The 17,923-nt window shown below is 68.9% G+C and carries 12 protein-coding genes; all 12 read right to left on the bottom strand.

Annotated features, from left to right (window positions below):
- Positions 1 to 3: 3 nt before the first annotated feature.
- The 12 genes from ACEF39_RS02880 to ACEF39_RS02825 all read right to left on the bottom strand — a co-directional run bounded on the left by ACEF39_RS02880 (position 4) and on the right by ACEF39_RS02825 (position 17,873).
- Positions 4 to 789 carry a type II secretion system protein, XpsN-like gene (locus ACEF39_RS02880; protein WP_500286907.1) on the bottom strand — a complete coding sequence of 262 codons (786 nt, stop codon included), beginning with the start codon at positions 787 to 789 and terminating at the stop codon, positions 4 to 6.
- A complete protein-coding gene (gene gspM, locus ACEF39_RS02875) occupies positions 779 to 1,498 on the bottom strand; it encodes a type II secretion system protein GspM (RefSeq protein ID WP_500286906.1) in 720 nt (239 codons plus the stop codon). The genes ACEF39_RS02880 and gspM overlap by 11 nt, the downstream gene beginning before the upstream one ends.
- Complete coding sequence (locus ACEF39_RS02870) at positions 1,473 to 2,642, bottom strand: PilN domain-containing protein (protein ID WP_500286905.1); 1,170 nt, start codon at positions 2,640 to 2,642, stop codon at positions 1,473 to 1,475. The genes gspM and ACEF39_RS02870 overlap by 26 nt, the downstream gene beginning before the upstream one ends.
- The gene (locus ACEF39_RS02865) at positions 2,639 to 3,502 is read right to left on the bottom strand and encodes a type II secretion system minor pseudopilin (RefSeq protein WP_500286904.1); all 864 of its coding nucleotides are present in this window, start codon (positions 3,500 to 3,502) and stop codon (positions 2,639 to 2,641) included. Before ACEF39_RS02865 ends, ACEF39_RS02870 begins: the two co-directional genes overlap by 4 nt.
- On the bottom strand, positions 3,499 to 4,131 hold the full coding sequence (locus tag ACEF39_RS02860) for a type II secretion system protein J (RefSeq protein WP_500286903.1): 633 nt from the start codon (positions 4,129 to 4,131) through the stop codon (positions 3,499 to 3,501). Before ACEF39_RS02860 ends, ACEF39_RS02865 begins: the two co-directional genes overlap by 4 nt.
- On the bottom strand, positions 4,128 to 4,547 hold the full coding sequence (xpsI, locus tag ACEF39_RS02855; RefSeq protein ID WP_025876704.1) for a type II secretion system protein XpsI: 420 nt from the start codon (positions 4,545 to 4,547) through the stop codon (positions 4,128 to 4,130). Before xpsI ends, ACEF39_RS02860 begins: the two co-directional genes overlap by 4 nt.
- Entirely contained in the window at positions 4,544 to 5,038 is a 495-nt protein-coding gene (xpsH, locus tag ACEF39_RS02850) for a type II secretion system protein XpsH (RefSeq protein WP_025876706.1), read from the bottom strand. Before xpsH ends, xpsI begins: the two co-directional genes overlap by 4 nt.
- A 6-nt stretch (positions 5,039 to 5,044) precedes the next feature.
- Positions 5,045 to 5,488: a type II secretion system major pseudopilin GspG gene (gene gspG / locus ACEF39_RS02845; protein ID WP_500286902.1), complete on the bottom strand. Its 444-nt coding sequence runs from the start codon at positions 5,486 to 5,488 to the stop codon at positions 5,045 to 5,047.
- Between the two features lie 49 nt (positions 5,489 to 5,537).
- Positions 5,538 to 6,758, bottom strand: a complete 1,221-nt coding sequence (gene xpsF / locus ACEF39_RS02840; protein WP_500286901.1) for a type II secretion system protein XpsF — start codon at positions 6,756 to 6,758, stop codon at positions 5,538 to 5,540.
- 24 nt (positions 6,759 to 6,782) lie between these two features.
- Positions 6,783 to 8,504, bottom strand: coding sequence for a type II secretion system ATPase GspE (gene gspE, locus ACEF39_RS02835; RefSeq protein WP_500286900.1), 1,722 nt, complete (start codon positions 8,502 to 8,504; stop codon positions 6,783 to 6,785).
- A 135-nt stretch (positions 8,505 to 8,639) separates the two neighbouring features.
- Positions 8,640 to 10,493 carry a S8 family peptidase gene (locus ACEF39_RS02830; RefSeq protein ID WP_500287957.1) on the bottom strand — a complete coding sequence of 618 codons (1,854 nt, stop codon included), beginning with the start codon at positions 10,491 to 10,493 and terminating at the stop codon, positions 8,640 to 8,642.
- 186 nt (positions 10,494 to 10,679) lie between these two features.
- Positions 10,680 to 17,873 (bottom strand): ESPR-type extended signal peptide-containing protein, encoded by a 7,194-nt coding sequence (locus ACEF39_RS02825; RefSeq protein WP_500286899.1) that lies wholly within the window; start codon positions 17,871 to 17,873, stop codon positions 10,680 to 10,682.
- Between the last annotated feature and the right edge of the window lie 50 nt (positions 17,874 to 17,923).

The following is a 17,923-nucleotide window of genomic DNA, read 5'->3' as shown; positions in this document are numbered from 1 at the left end:
ACTCTATCGGTTGGTGCCATCGCCCGGGGGCGGCGACGGTTGTTGCTGCTGTTGCTGCAGCTGACGGCGGCGGGCCTGGATGCGTTCGCGGATGGCCTGCATCTGCGCTTCGCTGGGACCGTTGGTGTTTGCAGGGGGTGCGGCGGCGGCCGGTGCAGGCGACGCGGGAGCCACATTGCCATCGGTGGCACGTGGGTTGGGCAGGGTCTGGCTTGGCGCCGGCTGTGGCGGCGGCGGCGGAACCACCGCGCCGGGTACAGGCGGCGCGCCATTGGCCCCCCGCAGCGCGGTCGGCGCTTCACCGCCCTGGCCATTGAACACGGCCAGTTCCAGCACCTGGCTGCCACTGGAGCCGATCACCGTGGCCTGGCGTGGTTCCAAGGCGACCAGCTGCCAGCCATCGACTGCATCGCCATTGAGGCGCAGGCGCAGCGACCGGCCCTGCTCGGTGGTGAATGTGGCCATGCTGAAGTCGCCGGTCATCAGCACGCCGGTCAGGCGCAGTGCCGGACTGGCGGTGGTCTCACTGCCCCCCAGCAGATACGGGCGCGGCTTGCGGTCTTCGGCGAACAGGGGCCGTTCGCTGATCACGCTGTAGCTGTCTGCACCGGCCATGCGTTCTGGCGCCAGCACGGGCAGTGCCGGCAGCGCGGCCTGGGCGTCGCCCTCCGCACTGACCGTGGGCAGTTGGCCGCCAAGGCCGAAACCAGTGGCCAGCCAGATCGCCGCTGCCCATCCGGCCAGCGCCAGCAACAACCCGGTGCGCAGGTTGATCTGCTCAAGCTTCATCAGCCACCTCCTGCGCATCGGCAGCCGGTTGCTCCACCGGTGCTGGTACAGGTGCCGGCGGCGACACCACCGGCGCCGCTGCAGGCGGCGTGGCCACGGGCGCTGTCGAGGGATCGGCAGCCGCCGCCGGCAACAGGTAGCCGGCCAGCTCGAAGGACACATCCAGACCGAGGCCGGATTCGTTCGGCGATTGCTGGAAGCGCTGTGCGATCAGGTTGAGGTTGTCCACGAACAGACGCGGGCTGCCGGTCTCAAGGCTGTGCAGCACGGTGGCCAGTTCGGCCACGCCACAGCGCAGGCGCACCTGCATGGCCACGCGCACGAACGCAGCATCGCGACGGTTGTCGCTCAACGGCGTGCGGTTGCTGATGGTGCAGCTGCGGTTGCCCGGGCTGGCCATCGCCACCGCATCCTGCAGACGTGCGCCGAGCGCGGCCGCAGCGGCCTCGGCGGTGGCTTCCTGCAGGAACCCCGGGCGCTGCTGCAGGGCGTCGCGGGTCGCGCGCAGCCGTTGTTCGATCTGCGGCTGCTGCTGCAGCTGCGCCTGCACGCGCTGCTGGCGCTCGCGCAGGGCAGCGGCATCGGCATCGATCGCCAGCAGCGGCTGGGTGAACCACGGGTGCACCAGCAGCAGGTAGGCCAGGCCCAGCACTGCCAACAGCAGTGCCAGTGCCAGCCAGCGGTCACGGCGTGCGCTTGGCATCGGCATCGGCCGCCTCCGTGGTTGCAGTCGGGGCGGGTGCCCGCGCGGGTGCTGCCGATGGCAATGGCTGCAGCTCGGCGGTCAGGGTGAAGCGGTCGCGGCCACTGGCGGCACCGTCGGCCTGCAGCACGCCGGTGAGATTGACCTTGCGCCACTGCGGCGCGTCCTGCAGCAATGGAACCAGCTGCGATGCTTCGCTGCTGAGGCCGATCAGCTGCAGGCTGTTGTTCTCGATCGCCAGTTTTTCCAGGTAGGTGCCATCGGGCAGTCGTCGGCTCAGCTCGTTCCATACCTCGACGGTACCGGCGCGCTGGCTGCGTTGTGTTTCCAGGAACGCCGCCCCATCCAGCAACGCCTGCAGCTGGCTGCGCTCGCCGGCGACGCCCCGTGCGCTGCGGGCGCTGCGTTCGACGTCTTCGCGCAGTGCATCAACGGCGGCGCGGCGGTTGTCCAGCAACTGCATCGCCGCCAGCACCAGCATCACCAGCGCCGCCACGGCGAGCAGCAGGTTCCAGCGTCGCATCGGGTCCGGCCGCTGCTGACGCTGCGCCAGCGGCAGCAGATTGACCTGCAGCGCGCGGCCCTGTGCATCAATTGCATCGACACCGGCCAGCGTGTCAGCCCACTCGCCGATCTGCGCACGCCAGTCATCGAGCTGGCGCAGCGGCCAGGCTACCAGCTCGACCTGCAGCAGGCCTTCGCCGGCACTGCCCAGTTCACGGATGTCATAGCTGACCTGGCCGGCTTCGAACGGTGTCTGCCGGTCGATCTCGTAGCCGACCACCGCACGCAGGCGGTCACCGGCCGCGGCGGGCAGGCGCAGCGTGCGCTGCAGCACCTGCCCGGCGGGCAGCAGCCACACCCGTGGCAGGCTGCGCAGGCGCGGCTCCAGCACGCGGTCCAGGTCCGCCGGTTGCAGCGGCCACGGAAGACGGGCCACGGGCTCGAGGCCGTCACCGGTTTCACGCCAGACCTGCAGCTGCCCATCCTCGCGCTGCAGCAGCAGGCGAGTCTGCGACCAGCCCAGCGCCCATTGCCAGCGCATCGGCACCCAGGCCAGCAACGACTGCCGCCACCAGCGCAGGAAGCGGCCGGCACCGGGGCCGATCTGGCCCTGCACCTGCCGCAGACTGTCCTGCCACGCCGTCATCTTGCTGCCATTCCCTGCTCCCAGCGAAGCACTGTGTAGGTCCGGCCGGGCACCCCGCCCGATCCGTTGCGCACCACCGCCTGCAGCACCGACAGGCGTCCGCTGCCGTCAGTGGCGCGGGACTCGATACTATAGGTGCCACTGCCGCTGGCAAGCGCCGATGCACCCGCATCGTTATCTCCGTCACGCTCCTGCTGGGCGCGTTGCGCCAGCAGTTGTTCCGCATCCAGGCCCAATGACGTCAACACCGGGCCACTGGCGAAGCGTGGATCCGGGCGCGCCTGCCGGCTGTAGAGCGTCAGGTGCGGCAGCATCGCGGCATACAGCGACCCGCGCATCCCCAGCACCCGCTGCAGTTCGCCCAGGGTTTCAAAGCGCTTGTTGCGCGGGCCATAGGGCAGGCCTGCGGCGGCGTACTCCGGTGCCTCGGCACCGCCACCCGGCTGCAGCAGGCTGTCTTCGTCGCGCCAGTCGATGATCGCACCGGCCAACTGTTTGGCGGTTTCAGCCGGCTCGCCCAATGCCTGCATGAATGCGGAGAGCAGCGCGGCATCGGCCAGATTGAGGTTGATCTTGCCGTTCTCGTCCAGCACCCGGATCTCGATGCGGGCGTCGTCGAACTGCCAGCGATAGGCGCGGCCGTCGGCCTGCCACGGCGGACGCTGCGGGTCTGGCTGCAGCCGCAGCAGCGCGTACTCCAGGCCCGCGCGCGCCCGCTCCTGGCCACGTGCGTCGTCACCGAGCACCCGCTGCTGCAGGTGTTCGACCCGTGCGCTGAGCGCAAAGGCGCCGACCAGCGTGGTCATCAGCGCGATCAGCCACAGCACCAGTACCAGCGCGGCACCACGTGGACGCTTCATCGCGCACCTCCGCTGCCACCGGCGCGCAGCGACACCACCAGCGGCGGCCACGGCGTGCCCCTGGCCGGCACGATCTGCACTTCCACCAGCAATGGCAGGCGCCGGGTGTCCTCCCAGCGTGGCAACCATTCGGTCAGCTGCCCGTTGCTGGCGTCGACACCGCGGTAGCGCAACCTCACGTCCTTCAATTCCTCCGCCAGCACCTCGGGCGGGCGCGGCGGGTTCTCTTCGATGCGCTCGCCTTCCTGCAGCAGCACCAGCCCCAGCAGCAAGCGGCGGTGGCCGGCTGCGCCATCCACCTGCAGCGCATGCAGGTAGGGGCCGCCGCGACCGAGATAGCCCGGCAGGTCGGTAACGAACTGCATGCCCTGATCGTCACCCTGGAAGAACACCGGTTCACGGGTAGGATCGGGCACTTCCAGCGGGCTGCGCAGGGCGCTGGCGAGCTGGCGCCGCAGCAGGGCCTGCACTGCGCGCATGCGTTCGCTCTGCGCGGCAATCTGCTCACCGCGCTGGCTGATCGCCATCGCCGAGCGCACGCTGGCGAACGCCAACGCCAGGCCGCCGGCCAGCAGCACGGTGGCCAGCATGACCTCGATCAGGGTGAAGCCGCGCGCGCGGCGCCTCATCGCGCATTCTCCAGGGCGGGTGGCAACAGGCGCAGGCTGCGCCAGCGCAGCTGCTCACGCTCGCTGTCGCCCCAGCGCACCTGCAGCTGCAGTTCCGCCAGCCACGGTGCACCCGGCGACTGCGCAGCGGGCAGCGCACCACTGCGCGGCTCGGCCCAGGGCTGCACCTGCAGCTGCCAGTGATAACGCCCCTGCTCCCACTCGCCCTGCTGGCTGCCGGCCTGCAGTGGCGCTTCCACGCCAGCGGCGGCCAACAATGATTGCGCGTGCAGCACCGCGCGCGTGCGCAGCTCGGCATCGCGCACCTGGCGCGCGCCACCGGACAGGCTGCCCAGCAACAGCGTCAGCGCCAACCCGAGCAAGGCGAAGGCAACGATCACTTCAAGCAGGGTGAAGCCACGGGCGCGCGACCTCATTGCGCCCGCCACGGTCCGGAACGGACTTCACCGGTCAACCAGCCCACATCGATGCGCCACTCGGCGCTCTCCAGCTGCAGGCGGATGCGACCGCCGCTGGAGCCGCCATCGGGATGGAATTCGATCACGCCCTGGCCGGGCGCGGTGGCCAGCTGCGCGGCACCTTCGAACTGCACCTTCAGCTTGGCCGGCACTTCACCGTGGCGCTGGCTGGCGCCCTGCCAACGATGCTGCGCCGGTTCGATCACGAAGCGCTGCGGTTCGCCGCGGGCAATGGCCTGCGCGCGCACCATGCGCAGCTGGTTGGCGATGTCCTTGCCGGCACTGCGCAGCTGCATGCCGGCAAAGCCGCGTGACATGCCAGCGGCGGTGATCAGTCCGATGGCCGCGATCAATGCGATCACCAGCAGCATTTCCAGCAGCGACAGGCCCGCCGCGCGCCTGCCGTGCAGGCGCGGGCGTGACACCCGGCGCGGCAGGAAAAGCAGCATGCGTGCTTACGGCTGGTAGCGGATGTCAGCGTCGACGCTGCTGCCGCCGGCCTTGCCGTCCTTGCCCAGGCTGATCAGTTCATACGCCTGGCCCTCGCCCGGTGCGCGGTACTCCAGCGCGTGGCCCCACGGGTCGTTGAGGTCGGCGGGCTTGGCATACGGGCCCAGCCAGCCACCGACGCCGGCCGGTGCGGTCACCAGGTCGTTGAGCGAGCCAGGCAGCTTGCCGGTGTCGATCTGGTAGTTGTCGACCTTGGAGGCAACGGTCTGCACCTGCGCCTTGGCGATGTTGGCCTTGCCTCGATCAGCGCCGCCGAGCACGCGGCTGGCGACCAGGGTCAGCACCGCGCCGATCAGCACGATGACGATGATGATCTCCAGCAGGCTCATGCCCGACTGGTGGCGTGCGGCGGTGAAGGAAAGGCGGATCGGTCGACGGGAAGCAATCATGGTCGGTCCTTTCAGGTACGGGATGTCGGGGTTGCGAAGGAGGCCATCGTCAGCCGATGGCGTTGGTGAGGTCGTACAACGGCACCAGCACGGCCACGATCACCGCGCCGACCACCGAGGCCAGCACCAGCGTGATCGCCGGCACCATCGCCGCCAGCAGGCGGTCGATGCGGCGGGCACTGTCCTGTTCGAAAGTATCAGCAGCTTTCAGCAGCATGGTATCGAGCGCGCCGGACTCCTCGCCGACCTGGATCATCTGCAGCGCCAACCGGGGAAAACGCTTGCCGCGCGACAGCGCCAGCGACAGGCCGGTGCCGTTCTTGACCTCGTCGGCGGCGGTTTCCAGATCGGCTGCAAGGGCACGGTTGCCAAGCACGTTGCGGGCGATGCCCAGCGCCGCCAGCAGCGGCACACCATTGCGCAGCAGTGTCCCCAGAGTGCGCGCCAGTCGCGCGGTTTCCAGTTCGCCCAGCAGGCGGCCGATGCCGCGGCGCTGCAGCAACCAGCCATCCAGCGCCAGACGGAACGCGGGCTGCCGCGCCTTGCGTTCGAACAACAGCAGCAGCACGCCCGGCACCACCAGCAGCAGGACCCACCAGTCGCGTACGAACAGGCCCAGCTGCAGCACCAGGTTGGTGAACCACGGCAACGCCACGTCCAGGCTTTCGTACATCTGTGCGAACTGCGGCACCACATAGCCCAGCAGGAACAGCAGCGCACCGCCCACCACCACCAGCAGGATCGCCGGGTACACCAGCGCGTTGATCACCTTGCCCTGCAGCGCACGGCTGCGTTCAAGGTAGTCGGCCAGGCGCTGCAACGTGTCGTGCAGGCTGCCACCGGCTTCACCGGCGCGCACCATGTTCACGTACAGGCGCGAGAACAGGCCGTGCTGGCGCTCCAGCGCAGTCGACAGCGGCGCGCCACCGCGCACCACGTCGCGAATGTCGGTGATCGCACGACGCGAGCGCTCATCTTCGGGCAGGCTGAGCAGGATCGACAGTGCGCGGTCCAGCGGCTGCCCGGCACCGAGCAGGGTAGCCAGCTGCTGGGTGAACTGCAGCAATGCCGCGCCCTGCAGCGGACGCTGGCGGAACAGGCCGCGCAGGCTGCTGCCACCAACCGCACTACCGTCGGCCAGCTGCGTTTCCATCGGCAGATGGCCCTGGTCCTGCAGGCGAGCGACCAGCTCGGCCTCGCTGGCCGCTTCCATCTGCCCGTCAAACACTTCACCGTGTGTATTCAGTGCCTTGTAACGGTAGTTCGGCATGTCAGCGTCGTCCCTGCGCGCGCATCAGCCTTCCTCGGTCACGCGCAGGACTTCCTCGAGGGTCGTCTGCCCGCTCAGGGCCTTGCTCAGGCCGTCCTCGTACATGGTGCGCATGCCGGCTTCGCGGGCGATGCGTTCGATCTCGCCCATGCCATCACGGCGCATCACCGCACGTCGCAGCGCGTCGTTCATCACCAGGAATTCCATGATGGTGGTGCGCCCAAGATAGCCGGTCGGTGCCAGTGCCGACGACTTCGGCCGATACAGGTGGATCGTTCCGTGCGGCTGCAGGCGACGCAGGTCGAAGCGCTCGATCTCTTCCGGCGAGGCTTCATAGCGCTCGGCGTGGGTCGGCTCCAGCCGGCGCACCAGACGCTGGGCCAGGATGCCGTTGATGGTGGAGGTGAGCAGATAGTCTTCCACGCCCATGTCGAGCAGGCGGGTGATGCCGCCTGCCGCATTGTTGGTATGCAGCGTGGACAGCACCAGGTGGCCCGTCAACGCTGACTGGATCGCGATGCGCGCGGTTTCCAGGTCGCGCATTTCGCCGATCATGATGATGTCCGGATCTTGGCGCACGATGCTGCGCAGCGCATTGGCGAAATCCAGCCCGATCTGCGGCTTGGCCTGGATCTGGTTGATGCCTTCGATCTGGTACTCGACCGGATCTTCAACGGTGATGATCTTGACGTCGGCGGTGTTGAGCTGGCTCAACGCGGTGTACAGCGTGGTGGTCTTGCCCGAACCGGTGGGGCCGGTCACCAGCAGGATGCCGTGCGGCTGTTCAAGCACCTTGCGGAACTGCGGCAGGAAGGCATCGGTGAAGCCCAGCCGATGGAAGTCGAACACCACCGTCTCGCGGTCGAGCAGGCGCATCACTACGCTTTCGCCGTGTGCGGTGGGTACCGTGCTGACACGCAGGTCCAGTTCCTTGCCCTGCACGCGCAGCATGATGCGGCCATCCTGCGGCAGGCGGCGTTCGGCGATGTTGAGCCGGGCCATGATCTTGATGCGGCTGATCACCGCGGCGGTCAGGTTGGCCGGCGGGCTCTCGCCTTCGACCAGTACGCCATCGACGCGGTAACGCACTTTCAGACGGTTCTCGAAAGGCTCGACGTGGATGTCCGATGCGCGCAGTTCGACCGCGCGCTGGATCACCAGGTTGACCAGGCGGATCACCGGCGCTTCAGAGGCGAGATCGCGCAGGTGCTCGATATCGTCCACCGCGCCGCCTTCGCCATCGGCGGTTTCCACGATCGCACCCATCGCACTGCGGCCCTGGCCGAACCAGCGCTCGACCAGGTCATCGATCTCCGCGCGCATGCCCAGCAGCGGCGTGACCGGCACACCCAGTGCCAACTGCACGGCCTGCTGCGGATAAGGATCGTGGGCGTCGGCCAGCCACAGCTGCACGCCGTGTTCATCCAACGCCAGCGGGCATACGTGGAACTGCTTGAGGAAGCGCAACGACAGTGGCAGGCCTTCAGCCAGTGCCTGCGGTGGCGATTCAGGCAGCTGCCGTCCTTCCAGCAGCGGCAGGCCCAGCACATCGGCACTGGCCTGCGCCTGGTCACGTTCGGACACCAACCCAAGCCGTACCAGCAGGCCGAGCAGGCTGCCACCGGCCTCGGCATGCAGCGGCCGCGCACGCGCCAGATCTCCTTCCTTGAGCCGACCACGCGCGAGCAGCGCATCGAGGATGCGGCCTTCAGTGTCGTCGATGGCGGTGGCAGCGAGCGCGTTCACGTGACTCTCCTGTCGATCGTCCCGACTTTAGCAGTTAAGCCGTGGTTTCCACCCCCTCCGATTCTTCTTTCGTAAAAAGACGAAGCCCGTCACACAGGTGACGGGCCTCGCTTATTCATTTACGACAGTCGGTTATTACTGGGTCGCCAGGATGCTCACCCCGTTGTAGGCCGCTTCGCCCACCACCTTGATGTAGTAGGTGCCAGCCACCGGCTTGTTCACCCGCACCGTTTCGGACGTGCCGGGACGGGTCGACTTGCCATCGTTGTCGCTGGCACTCGGCTCGCGCCCTTGGGCAATGTAGACCGAGGCGTTGCCGGTGCCACCGTAGGTGATCACGCTGAACTGCTTGCCGGCGGCTGCCTCGAAGCTGTACAGGCGGCTGCTGCCGGCAGTGCCGTTCAGCCCCCCCACCGCGGTCTTGTTGGTCAGCGGCGTCGCCACCGGTCCGCAGTTCTCGGTGCACGGCTCTTCCAGTGCATTGGCCAGCGCAGCCTTGGCATCGACGATGCCGGTGCCGATCGGGGTGGCAGTCGGGATGCTGACCGGGAACGGACGTGCGGTTTCCTTCAGCAGGGTACGCATCGCCGCCGGGGCCAGCGGATCCTTGCCCTTGGCGATCAGCGCGCTCTGCACCAGTGCAGCGACGGCGGCCACGTGCGGCGAGGCCATCGACGTGCCGCCCATGCCCATGTAGCTGTAGCTGCCCGACGCTGGCGTGGTGGCCGCATCGGAGCCGGACTGCCAGATATAGCCACCCGGGTTGCCGTCGACGCTGCCGCCACCACCCGGGCCGGACAGGTCAACGCGGGTGCCATAGTTGGAGTAGTAGGTGATGCCACCGGTGATACGGGTGGCACCCACGGTAACCACGCCATCGCAGCTGGCCGGGCGGTACTTGGAGGCGTTGTCGGTCTCGTTGCCTGCCGCCACCACCACGGTGGTACCGCGCGAGATCGCGCCGTTGATCGCATCCTGGTAGGTGCCGTCGCAGCTGCCGCTGCCACCCAGGCTCATGTTGATGACCTCGGCCGGATTGGCGTTGGCCGGGACACCCACCACGGTGCCACCGGAGGCCCAGGTGATGGCATCGGCGATATCGGACAGGTAGCCACCGCACTTGCCAAGTACGCGGACCGGCAACACCTTGGCCTTGTGCGCGACACCGGCCATGCCGACGCCGTTGTTGGTCTGCTCAGCCACGGTACCGGCCACATGGGTGCCATGCCAGGAACTGTCTTCGGCGAGCGAGCCGCTGTAGCACTCGTTGTCGTTCTCAACCCAATCGCCATAGTCCTGTGCGCCCGGCACGCGATCGTCGGTCGCGCGGCGCGAGGTCTCGGCGTCACTGATGAAGTCGTAGCCCTCCAGCAGGTTGCCGACCAGGTCCGGATGCTGCGGCAGGATGCCGGTGTCGAGCACCGCTACCACCACGCCCTCGCCCTGCGACACATCCCACGCCGCCGGCGCGTTGATGCCACCGGTGGCGTCGTGCAGGTGCCACTGGTACTGCTGATAGTAGGGGTCGTTCGGCGCCAGCGCCGGCTGCACATCGCCGGCCCGGAGTTCACTGCGACGCAGCTTCACGTCGGCCTCGGCGTACTGCACGGCCGGATCGGCCTTCAGCTCCTTCAGCACCCGCTGCAGCTCGGCGGGCGCCAGACGGCCCTGCAGGCGGATCACATCGGCGCCGACGCCCAGCCTGCGCACCACCTGCGGCCCCAACGTGCTGGCACGCGCCGCACCACCGGACAGGCTGGCCCGGGTCAACGCCGACTGCACGGTGGACAGCTTGGCCGAACGGTCGAGTGCGGCGGCCGTGCCGGCGCGGTACTTGACGATGATGCGGTCGGTGCCCGACTGGGCAGCGCTTGCCTGGCGCACTGGTTCGTGCACCGGCAACCCGGCGGCGTGGACGGCGCCAACGGCGGTCAACGACAACACGGCGGCAGCCAGCACATTGATGCGAAGGGTCTGCTTCTTGGTCACGTTCGAAATCCTCTTCAAGGTCATGGTTGAGCTTTCCTTCTCCGCCCGTTGCACGGACGGAGCTCACTACGGCCATCACTCCCTGCGACTGCCCTGGCTGGCCCACCAGGGTTGCCGTGCCACGCCCCTTTGGCGCTCACTGCTCGACGTGCCGATGGGGTTGCCCACCGGCACGTTGTTGCGCACTTACCAGCCGAAGCCGGCACCAACGCCGACCGAGCTGTCATCACTGCTGAAGGCACCACCGATGGTGACCGTGGCGCGATCGCTGATCGCACGCTGGTAGCCCAGCGACATGGCCGACTCACCGCCCTGGAAACCGATGCCGACGCCGACCCGGTTCTGGGTGCGGATGCCGGCGGCACTGGTGGCCATGTTGAGCATCGCCGAGCTCATCGCGCCCTGGCGGTCGATGCGGCGATCCATGTGGCGCAGGCGTCCATCCACTTCACCCTTGAACACATCGAAGCTGTCGCTGACCGCCTGCACGCGGCTGTCGGTGTAGCTGTTGGCGGTGGTGATGCCACGATCCAGCTGGCCCTTGTTGACCGCGTCGGTGGCTGTCGTACCGGCCGCCACGTTGGTGACCTGGCGTTCGCTGCCCTCGCTGCCGACCGAGACGGTGTTGGCACGATCGGCAACCGAGCCCTGGCCCAGCGCCACCGCATTGGCCGCCGTTGCACTCGCGCCCTGGCCGACAGCGGTGGACGATGCACCACTGGCGACAGCGCCATCACCCATCGCGACGGCGTTGATGCCACCGCCTGCGACCAGTGCCGGCTGTGCACTGCCTGCGCTGGCTGCGGTCGGGGTGCCCTGCACACGGGCAGTGGCCGTTGCCGATCCGCCATCCGCCAGGCTCGCATCGGCGCTGGCCGACGCCGTGGCCACGTTGGACGCGTCTGCATCCAGCGGAGCGGCCATCGAACGCAGGCTGGCCGCGCCGGAACGTGTGCCGCTGGCGGTGCGACGATCGATCTCGCTGACCTTGCGGTCCAGTGCGCCCAGCGCGTCGCCGACGTTGCTGTAGGTGGACCCCTGGATCACATAGTTCGGCGCAACGAACACGCCCTGCATGCCGACGCTGGCACCGCCGCCGAGGAAGCTGGCGGCATCGCTGAGCGACTGGAACAGCTGCCCACCGTTGATCGCCTGGCGGCTGCCGGACGCAATGCTGCCGGCGCCGACGTTGTCGATGGTGGTGCCCTGGATACCGGCCAGGGTCAGGCGGTCGCGGCTGGCATCGTCGTAGCCGACCGAACTGGCCGCGCTGGTTTCAACGGTGGCGATGCGCGAGTCGAAATCTCCGACCCGTGTTTCCACCGCGCCCACGCGCTGGTTGGTGACGTTGAGCTGTGAACCGGTCACGGCATCGCTGCTGCCGGCGGTGATGCGGCCATCTGCAACGTTGACGATGCGGCGCGTGGCAGGGCCGGCGGTGCCGTTGCCGCCACCGACCGACACCACGTTGGCTTCCAGGGCACGTGCACCGGTGCCGAGGGCGACCGAGTTGGTCCCGGTGACGCCGCTGTTGGCACCCAGCGCAAGCGCGCCGCCACCAATGGCCGAGGCATTGGCACCCAGTGCGTTGCTGCGTGCACCGCCGGCGTTGGCAGCCGAGCCGATGGCCACCGCGTCGGTGCCGCTGGCGGTTGCGGTGCCACTGCCGCTGGCGCGGAAGTGGCGGCTGGTGGTGTCGGCGGTGGAAGCGACCGCATCCAGCTGCGCGCGGTTGACTGCATCGGTGGCCTGGGTACCGGCGGCAACGCGGGTAATCTGCCGCTCTGCGCCTGCACTGCCCACCGATACCGTGTTGGCCCGATCGGCTACTGCCGACGCGCCCAGCGCCGTGCTGTTGGCGGCACTTGCGGTGGCACCGAAACCAACCGCCGTGGAACCGGCGGCGGTGGCCTTGGCGCTGTAGCCGACAGCGGTGCCGAGGCGACCGCTGGCCTCGGCGTAGCTGCCCAGCGCCGACGTGCCGTCGGCCGTTGCCGTGGCACGGAAGCCACTGGCCTGCGACTGCGTGCCGCCGGCGGTGGACTGCGCGCCACTGGCGGTGCTGTAGGCACCCTTGGCCTGCGCACCGGCGCCGGTGGCGCTGGAGCCGAGCTCGCTGGCGGCAGCACCACTGCCCAGCGCCACGCTGTCCACGCCGGTGGCCTGTGCCGCGTTGCCCAACGCAGCGCCATTGGCGCCGCTGGCCAGCGCATTGAAACCGACCGCAGTAGCGTTGGCCGCAACTGCCGTGGCACCGCTGCCGAGCGCACTGGCGCCGTTGCCGATCGCATTGGCCGCTTCACCCGCGGCCAGCGTGTTGTCGCCTTCGACGTACGCCCCGGCATCGCTGTCGGCACTGCCGCCGGCCTGGAAGTGCTTGCTGGTCTTGTCGGCGACACTGGCCACTGCATCCAGCTGGCCCTTGTTCACCGCATCGGTGGTCTCGGTACCAGCAGCAACGTGGGCGACCTGACGTTCGTTGCCTGCGCTGCCGACGGCCACCGTGTTGGCACGGTCCGCCTTCGAGCCTGCGCCGAGGGCGACGCTGTTGGCAGCGCTGGCCGTAGCGCTGGCACCCAGAGCGGTGCTGTCAGCCGCATCGGCCCACGCATTCCAGCCAATCGCGGTGGCGTAGTCGTCGGTGGCCCAGGCACCGGCACCGAAGGCCGCCGCACCGGTACCGCTGGCACGCGACGGAATCAGGCCGAAGAAGGTGCTGCCACCGATGGCGACACTCTCTGCGCCACTGGCTTCGCTGGATTGACCGACGGCGACCGCGCCGCTGCCTGCCGCTGCTGCACCGAAGCCGACAGCCGTTGTGTTGGCACCGGTCGCCGCCGAGCCGTAGCCCAGCGCGGTGCCGAGGCGGCCGCTGGCTTCGCTGTAACCACCGATGGCGGTGGTGCCATCGGCCGAGGCCGCGCTGCGGAAACCACTGGCCAGCGACTGCGCACCGCTGGCGACGGCTTCCGCACCGTTGGCGGTGCTGTAGACGCCGCTGGCCTGTGCCGCGGTGCCAGTGGCGGTAGCGCTGATGCCACTGGCCACCGCGCCGTTGCCGAGTGCGGCGCTGTCTTCGCCAGTAGCCTGTGCGTTGCTGCCGACCGCGGCCGAATTGCTGCCCGTGGCCAGCGTGTTGAAGCCCACCGCGGTCGCGTTGGCGGCCACGGCCGTGGCACCACTGCCGAGCGCGGTGGCGCCATTGCCGATCGCATTGGCCGCTTCACCGGCAGCCAGTGCGTTGTCGCCTTCCACATAGGCACCGGCATCGCTGTCGGCGCTGCCGCTGGCCTGGAAGTACTTGCTGGTCTTCGCTCCCTCGGCGGCCACCGCGTCCAGCTGGTCCTTGTTCACCGCATCGGTACCCTGGGTACCGGCGGCCACGTTGGTGATCTGGCGGGTGTTGCCGCCGCCACCGACCGACACGGTGTTGTCGCGGTCGGCAATCGAATCGGCGCCCAGCGCCACGCTGTTGGCACCGCGCGATTCAGCCGCATTGCCCAGCGCGGTGCTGTTGATGCCCGGCGCATAGGCGCCGCCACCGACCGCGGTGGAATAGTCGCCGGATGCTTCGGTCGCCAGCAGGCCGAACAACGATCCACCGACGGCCACGGCATTGGTGCCGGTAGCCAGGCTGCCCTGGCCGGTGGCAGTGCTGTAGGCACCGGATGCTTCCGAATCGCCGCCGAGCGCCACGCTGTTGGAGCCGGAGGCGTTGGCGAAGTTGCCGAAGGCGGTGGCGTTGAATGCCGATGCGTTGGCGTAACCACCGATGGCGGTGCTGTAGCCACCGGTCGCTTCTGCGCCGATGCCGAATGCGGCCGAAGCGGTGCCACTGGCCACGCTTTCACTACCGACCGCGGTGGCGGCCTCACCGCTGGCGTTGCTGAAGTAGCCCACCGCCACGGCTTCCTCGCCGCTCGCCTCGGACAGCACGCCGGTGGCGGTGCTGCCGGCGCCGCTGGCCACCGAGGCCGCACCGAAGGCTGCACTCTGCTCGCCACTGGCTTCGCTTTCGGCACCGTGCGCGGTGGCGTATTCGCCGGTCGCCTGTGCATTGGCACCAATGGCGCTGGCATTGGCCGCGCTGGCCAGGGCATTGAAGCCGATGGCCTGTGCGTTGCCGGCCAGTGCATTGGCGCCACTGCCGAGGGCGGTTGCGCCGTTGCCGATGGCATTGGCCGATTCACCCGCGGCCAACGCGTTGTCGCCTTCCACGTAGGCACCGGCATCGCTGTCGGCGCTGCCACTGGCCTGGAAGTACTTGCTGGTGGTCGCCGCAGTGGCTGCAACCGCATCGAGCTGCGACTTGTTCACCGCATCGGTGGCCTGGGTACCGGCCGCCACACTGGTGATCTGCCGCTCGTTGCCGGCGCTGCCCACCGACACGCTGCGGTCACGGCTGGCCACCGAACCAGCACCCAGCGCAACCGCGTTGTTGCCACTGGCCGTGCTGCCCGCGCCCAGGGCGATCGCACTTTCACCGCCGGCCACCGTATTGGTGCCGATGGCGATGCTGTTGATGCTGTTGCCCAGCGCCTGGAAGCCCAGCGCAACGCTGTTGTCGCCGTAGCTGAAGGCGCCGCGGCCGACGGCGGTGGAACTGGTGCCGTTGGCCCAGCTGTTGTAGCCGATGGAGGTCGCGCCGTTGGCACTGGCCCAGGCCGCCGGACCGAACGCCGAGGCATTGCGGCCGGTGGCCCAGGCACCGGCGCCGAAAGCGGTGGCACCCTCTTCGCTGGCTGTGCTGTAGCCGCCCACCGCAGTGCTGTCGTCGGACTTGGCAAAGGCACTGTCACCGATGGCGACGGCATAGCTGCCGGTGGCGCGCGACTTGCCGCCCGCCGCGAAGCTGTTGTCGCCGGTAGCCTGTGCCGCATTGCCGAAGGCGCTGCTGCTGGCACCGGTCGCCTGCGCGGCATTGCCGACGGCGGTGGATCCGGCCGAAGCGGTGGTGCCGATCTGCACCGGGTTGCCCTGCTCATCCAGCAGCGGCTGGTTGTATTCGTCGTAGGCCTGGCCGAGACCACCCACGGCCACTGCACCGTCACCATCGGCGAAGGTATTGCGGCCCAGTGCCACGCTGTCGGCACCGATGGCCGCTGCGCCTGCACCCTGTGCCAACGCGCCGGCACCGATGGCGTTGCTGGCCGAACCCGCCGCCACCGCACCCTCGCCTTCCGCATAGGCGCCGACATCACTGCCGCTTTCCGGCTGCGCCTGGAAGAAGCGTGCGGTGGTGTCGGCGGTGCTGGCCACGGCGTCCAGCTGGGCCTTGTTCACTGCATCAGTGGCTTCGCTGCCGGCAGCCACGCTGGTGATCTGCCGCTCGTTGCCTGCACTGCCCACGGCCACGCTGTTGGCGCGCACCGCTTCGGAATTGGCGCCCAGTGCAACGCTGTTGGCACCACGCGCGGTGGCGTAGTAGCCGACGGCGGTGCTCTGCGCGCCACTGGCCCAGGTCTGCGCCCCCAGCGCGCTGGCGTTCTCGCCCGGTGCATAGGCGAAGTAGCCCACTGCGACCGCCTCGGCACCGGAGGCCTCGGTCAGGCTGCCGTTGGCCACGGCGTGGTCACCGCTGGCGATCGCACCGGCACCGACGGCCGTGGCCGCTTCGCCACTGGCCTGGGTCTGCACGAAGAAGCCCAGGCCCGGGATCAGATCGGCTGGACCACCGATGGCCACGCTGCTGGTACCGGTAGCGTTGCTCTGCGTACCGACGGCCGTGGAGTAGTCGCCGATGGCATTGGACACTGCGCCGAATGCCGACGACTGCGCACCTGCCGCGTAGGCACCCACGCCGTACGCCGAGGCGGCAAAACCACCGGCATCGGCACTGGCGCCGACAGCGGTACCACCGACTCCGGCACTGGTGGCACCGGTCTCTACCGGCACGCCACCGCTGGTGATCAGCGGATTGCCATCGGCATCCACCGCAGCACCACCCACGGCGACGCTACCCGGGCCGACCGCCTGCGCGTTGTTGCCGAAGGCCGCACTGTTCTGGCCCGACGCCTGCGCATTGTTGCCGACCGCAGTGGCGTTCTGCGCGGCCGCGGTCGCACCTGCACCGACTGCAGTCGTACCGTTACCGATTGCATTGGCGGCCTCGCCAGCGGCGAGCGCGTCATCTCCCTCGGCCAATGCGCCGGCATCGCTGTTGCTGCTGCCGGTGGCCTGGAAGCGCTTGGCGGTGGTATCGGCTACTGCTGCCACGTCCTTCAACTGGCCGACGTTGACCGCATCGGTATCTTCGGTACCTGCGGCAACACTGGTGATCTGCCGGGTCAGGCCGTAGTCGACCGCACCTACCGACACGGTATCGACGCGGTCGGCCAGCGAGCCGGCGCCCAGCGCCACGCTGCCGGTGGCCACGGCCGCCGAATTGGAACCCAGCGCAGTGCTGTACTCGCCCACCGCCGTGCTGAACGCACCGACGGCAATCGACGCTTCATTGGCGGCGGCCGCACCACGGCCCAACGAGGTGCTGCCGGGGCCCATCGCCACCGCGCCTGCACCCACTGCTGTGGCGCCATCGGCACTGGCTTCGGACAGTGCACCCAACGCGGTGGCTGCACCGTTCTCACTGGCGGCCATGGCGCTGGCACCTACTGCGGTATCGCCAAGGCCGAATGCGGCCGCGCTCTGCCCGACCACCACGCTGGCATCGCCGAAGGCGAGCGCGTTCTGGCCGAAGGCACTGGCACCGATTCCTGCGGCAATCGCCTGGGTGCCGACCGCGGTGGTGGCGTTGGCCAGCGACTGGCTGCCACTACCGACCGCGATGGCGCCCTGGCCTTCGATCTTCGCCGCGTCACTGTCATCACCGGCGCCATCGGCCTTGAAATAGCGGCTGCCCTCGGCCGCCGTCTCCGCAAGCGCGGCCTGCGTGGCGCGAGCCTGTGCATCCAGCTGCGCCTTGTTCACTGCATCGGTAGCGGCGGTACCGGCGGCGACGTTGGTCACCTGCCGTTCCTTGCCGGCATCACCGACTGAGACGGTGTTGGCGCGCGCTGCCTTGGAACCGGCGCCCAGCGCCACGCTGTTGGCGCCGGTGGCACTGGTGCCTGTACCGATCGCCACCGCGTTGCTGCCCTTGGCGCTGGCACTGCCATCGACCGTGCACTTGTCCACCACCTTGCTGTTGAGCACCACGCAGTTCGCGCTGCCGCCAATCTCGACCGACTGCGCCGAGGCGATGCCGGTCATTCCCAGTCCCATTGCAAAGGCCAACGCTGCGGCCAGTCGTGCCGGCGCGGCATCCGTCGCACTGCGGCGCTGGTCGACGACCCCGCCTGATGAGCCGGAAGAGGCCAGTTCCGAGGCCACCACCAACTGACCCAATGCTTTGTTCCAGACCTTGCGATAAATCCGATTCATCGGTACGGCTCCTGATTGGACTGGTTTTGGGCAAAGCAACGCCACCGCCG

This window comes from Stenotrophomonas indicatrix (assembly GCA_041545745.1).
In the GTDB taxonomy this organism is placed as follows: domain Bacteria; phylum Pseudomonadota; class Gammaproteobacteria; order Xanthomonadales; family Xanthomonadaceae; genus Stenotrophomonas; species Stenotrophomonas indicatrix_A.
The sequence above is the reverse complement of the archived record's forward strand: the minus strand, read 5'-3'. Positions and strand labels throughout refer to the sequence as shown.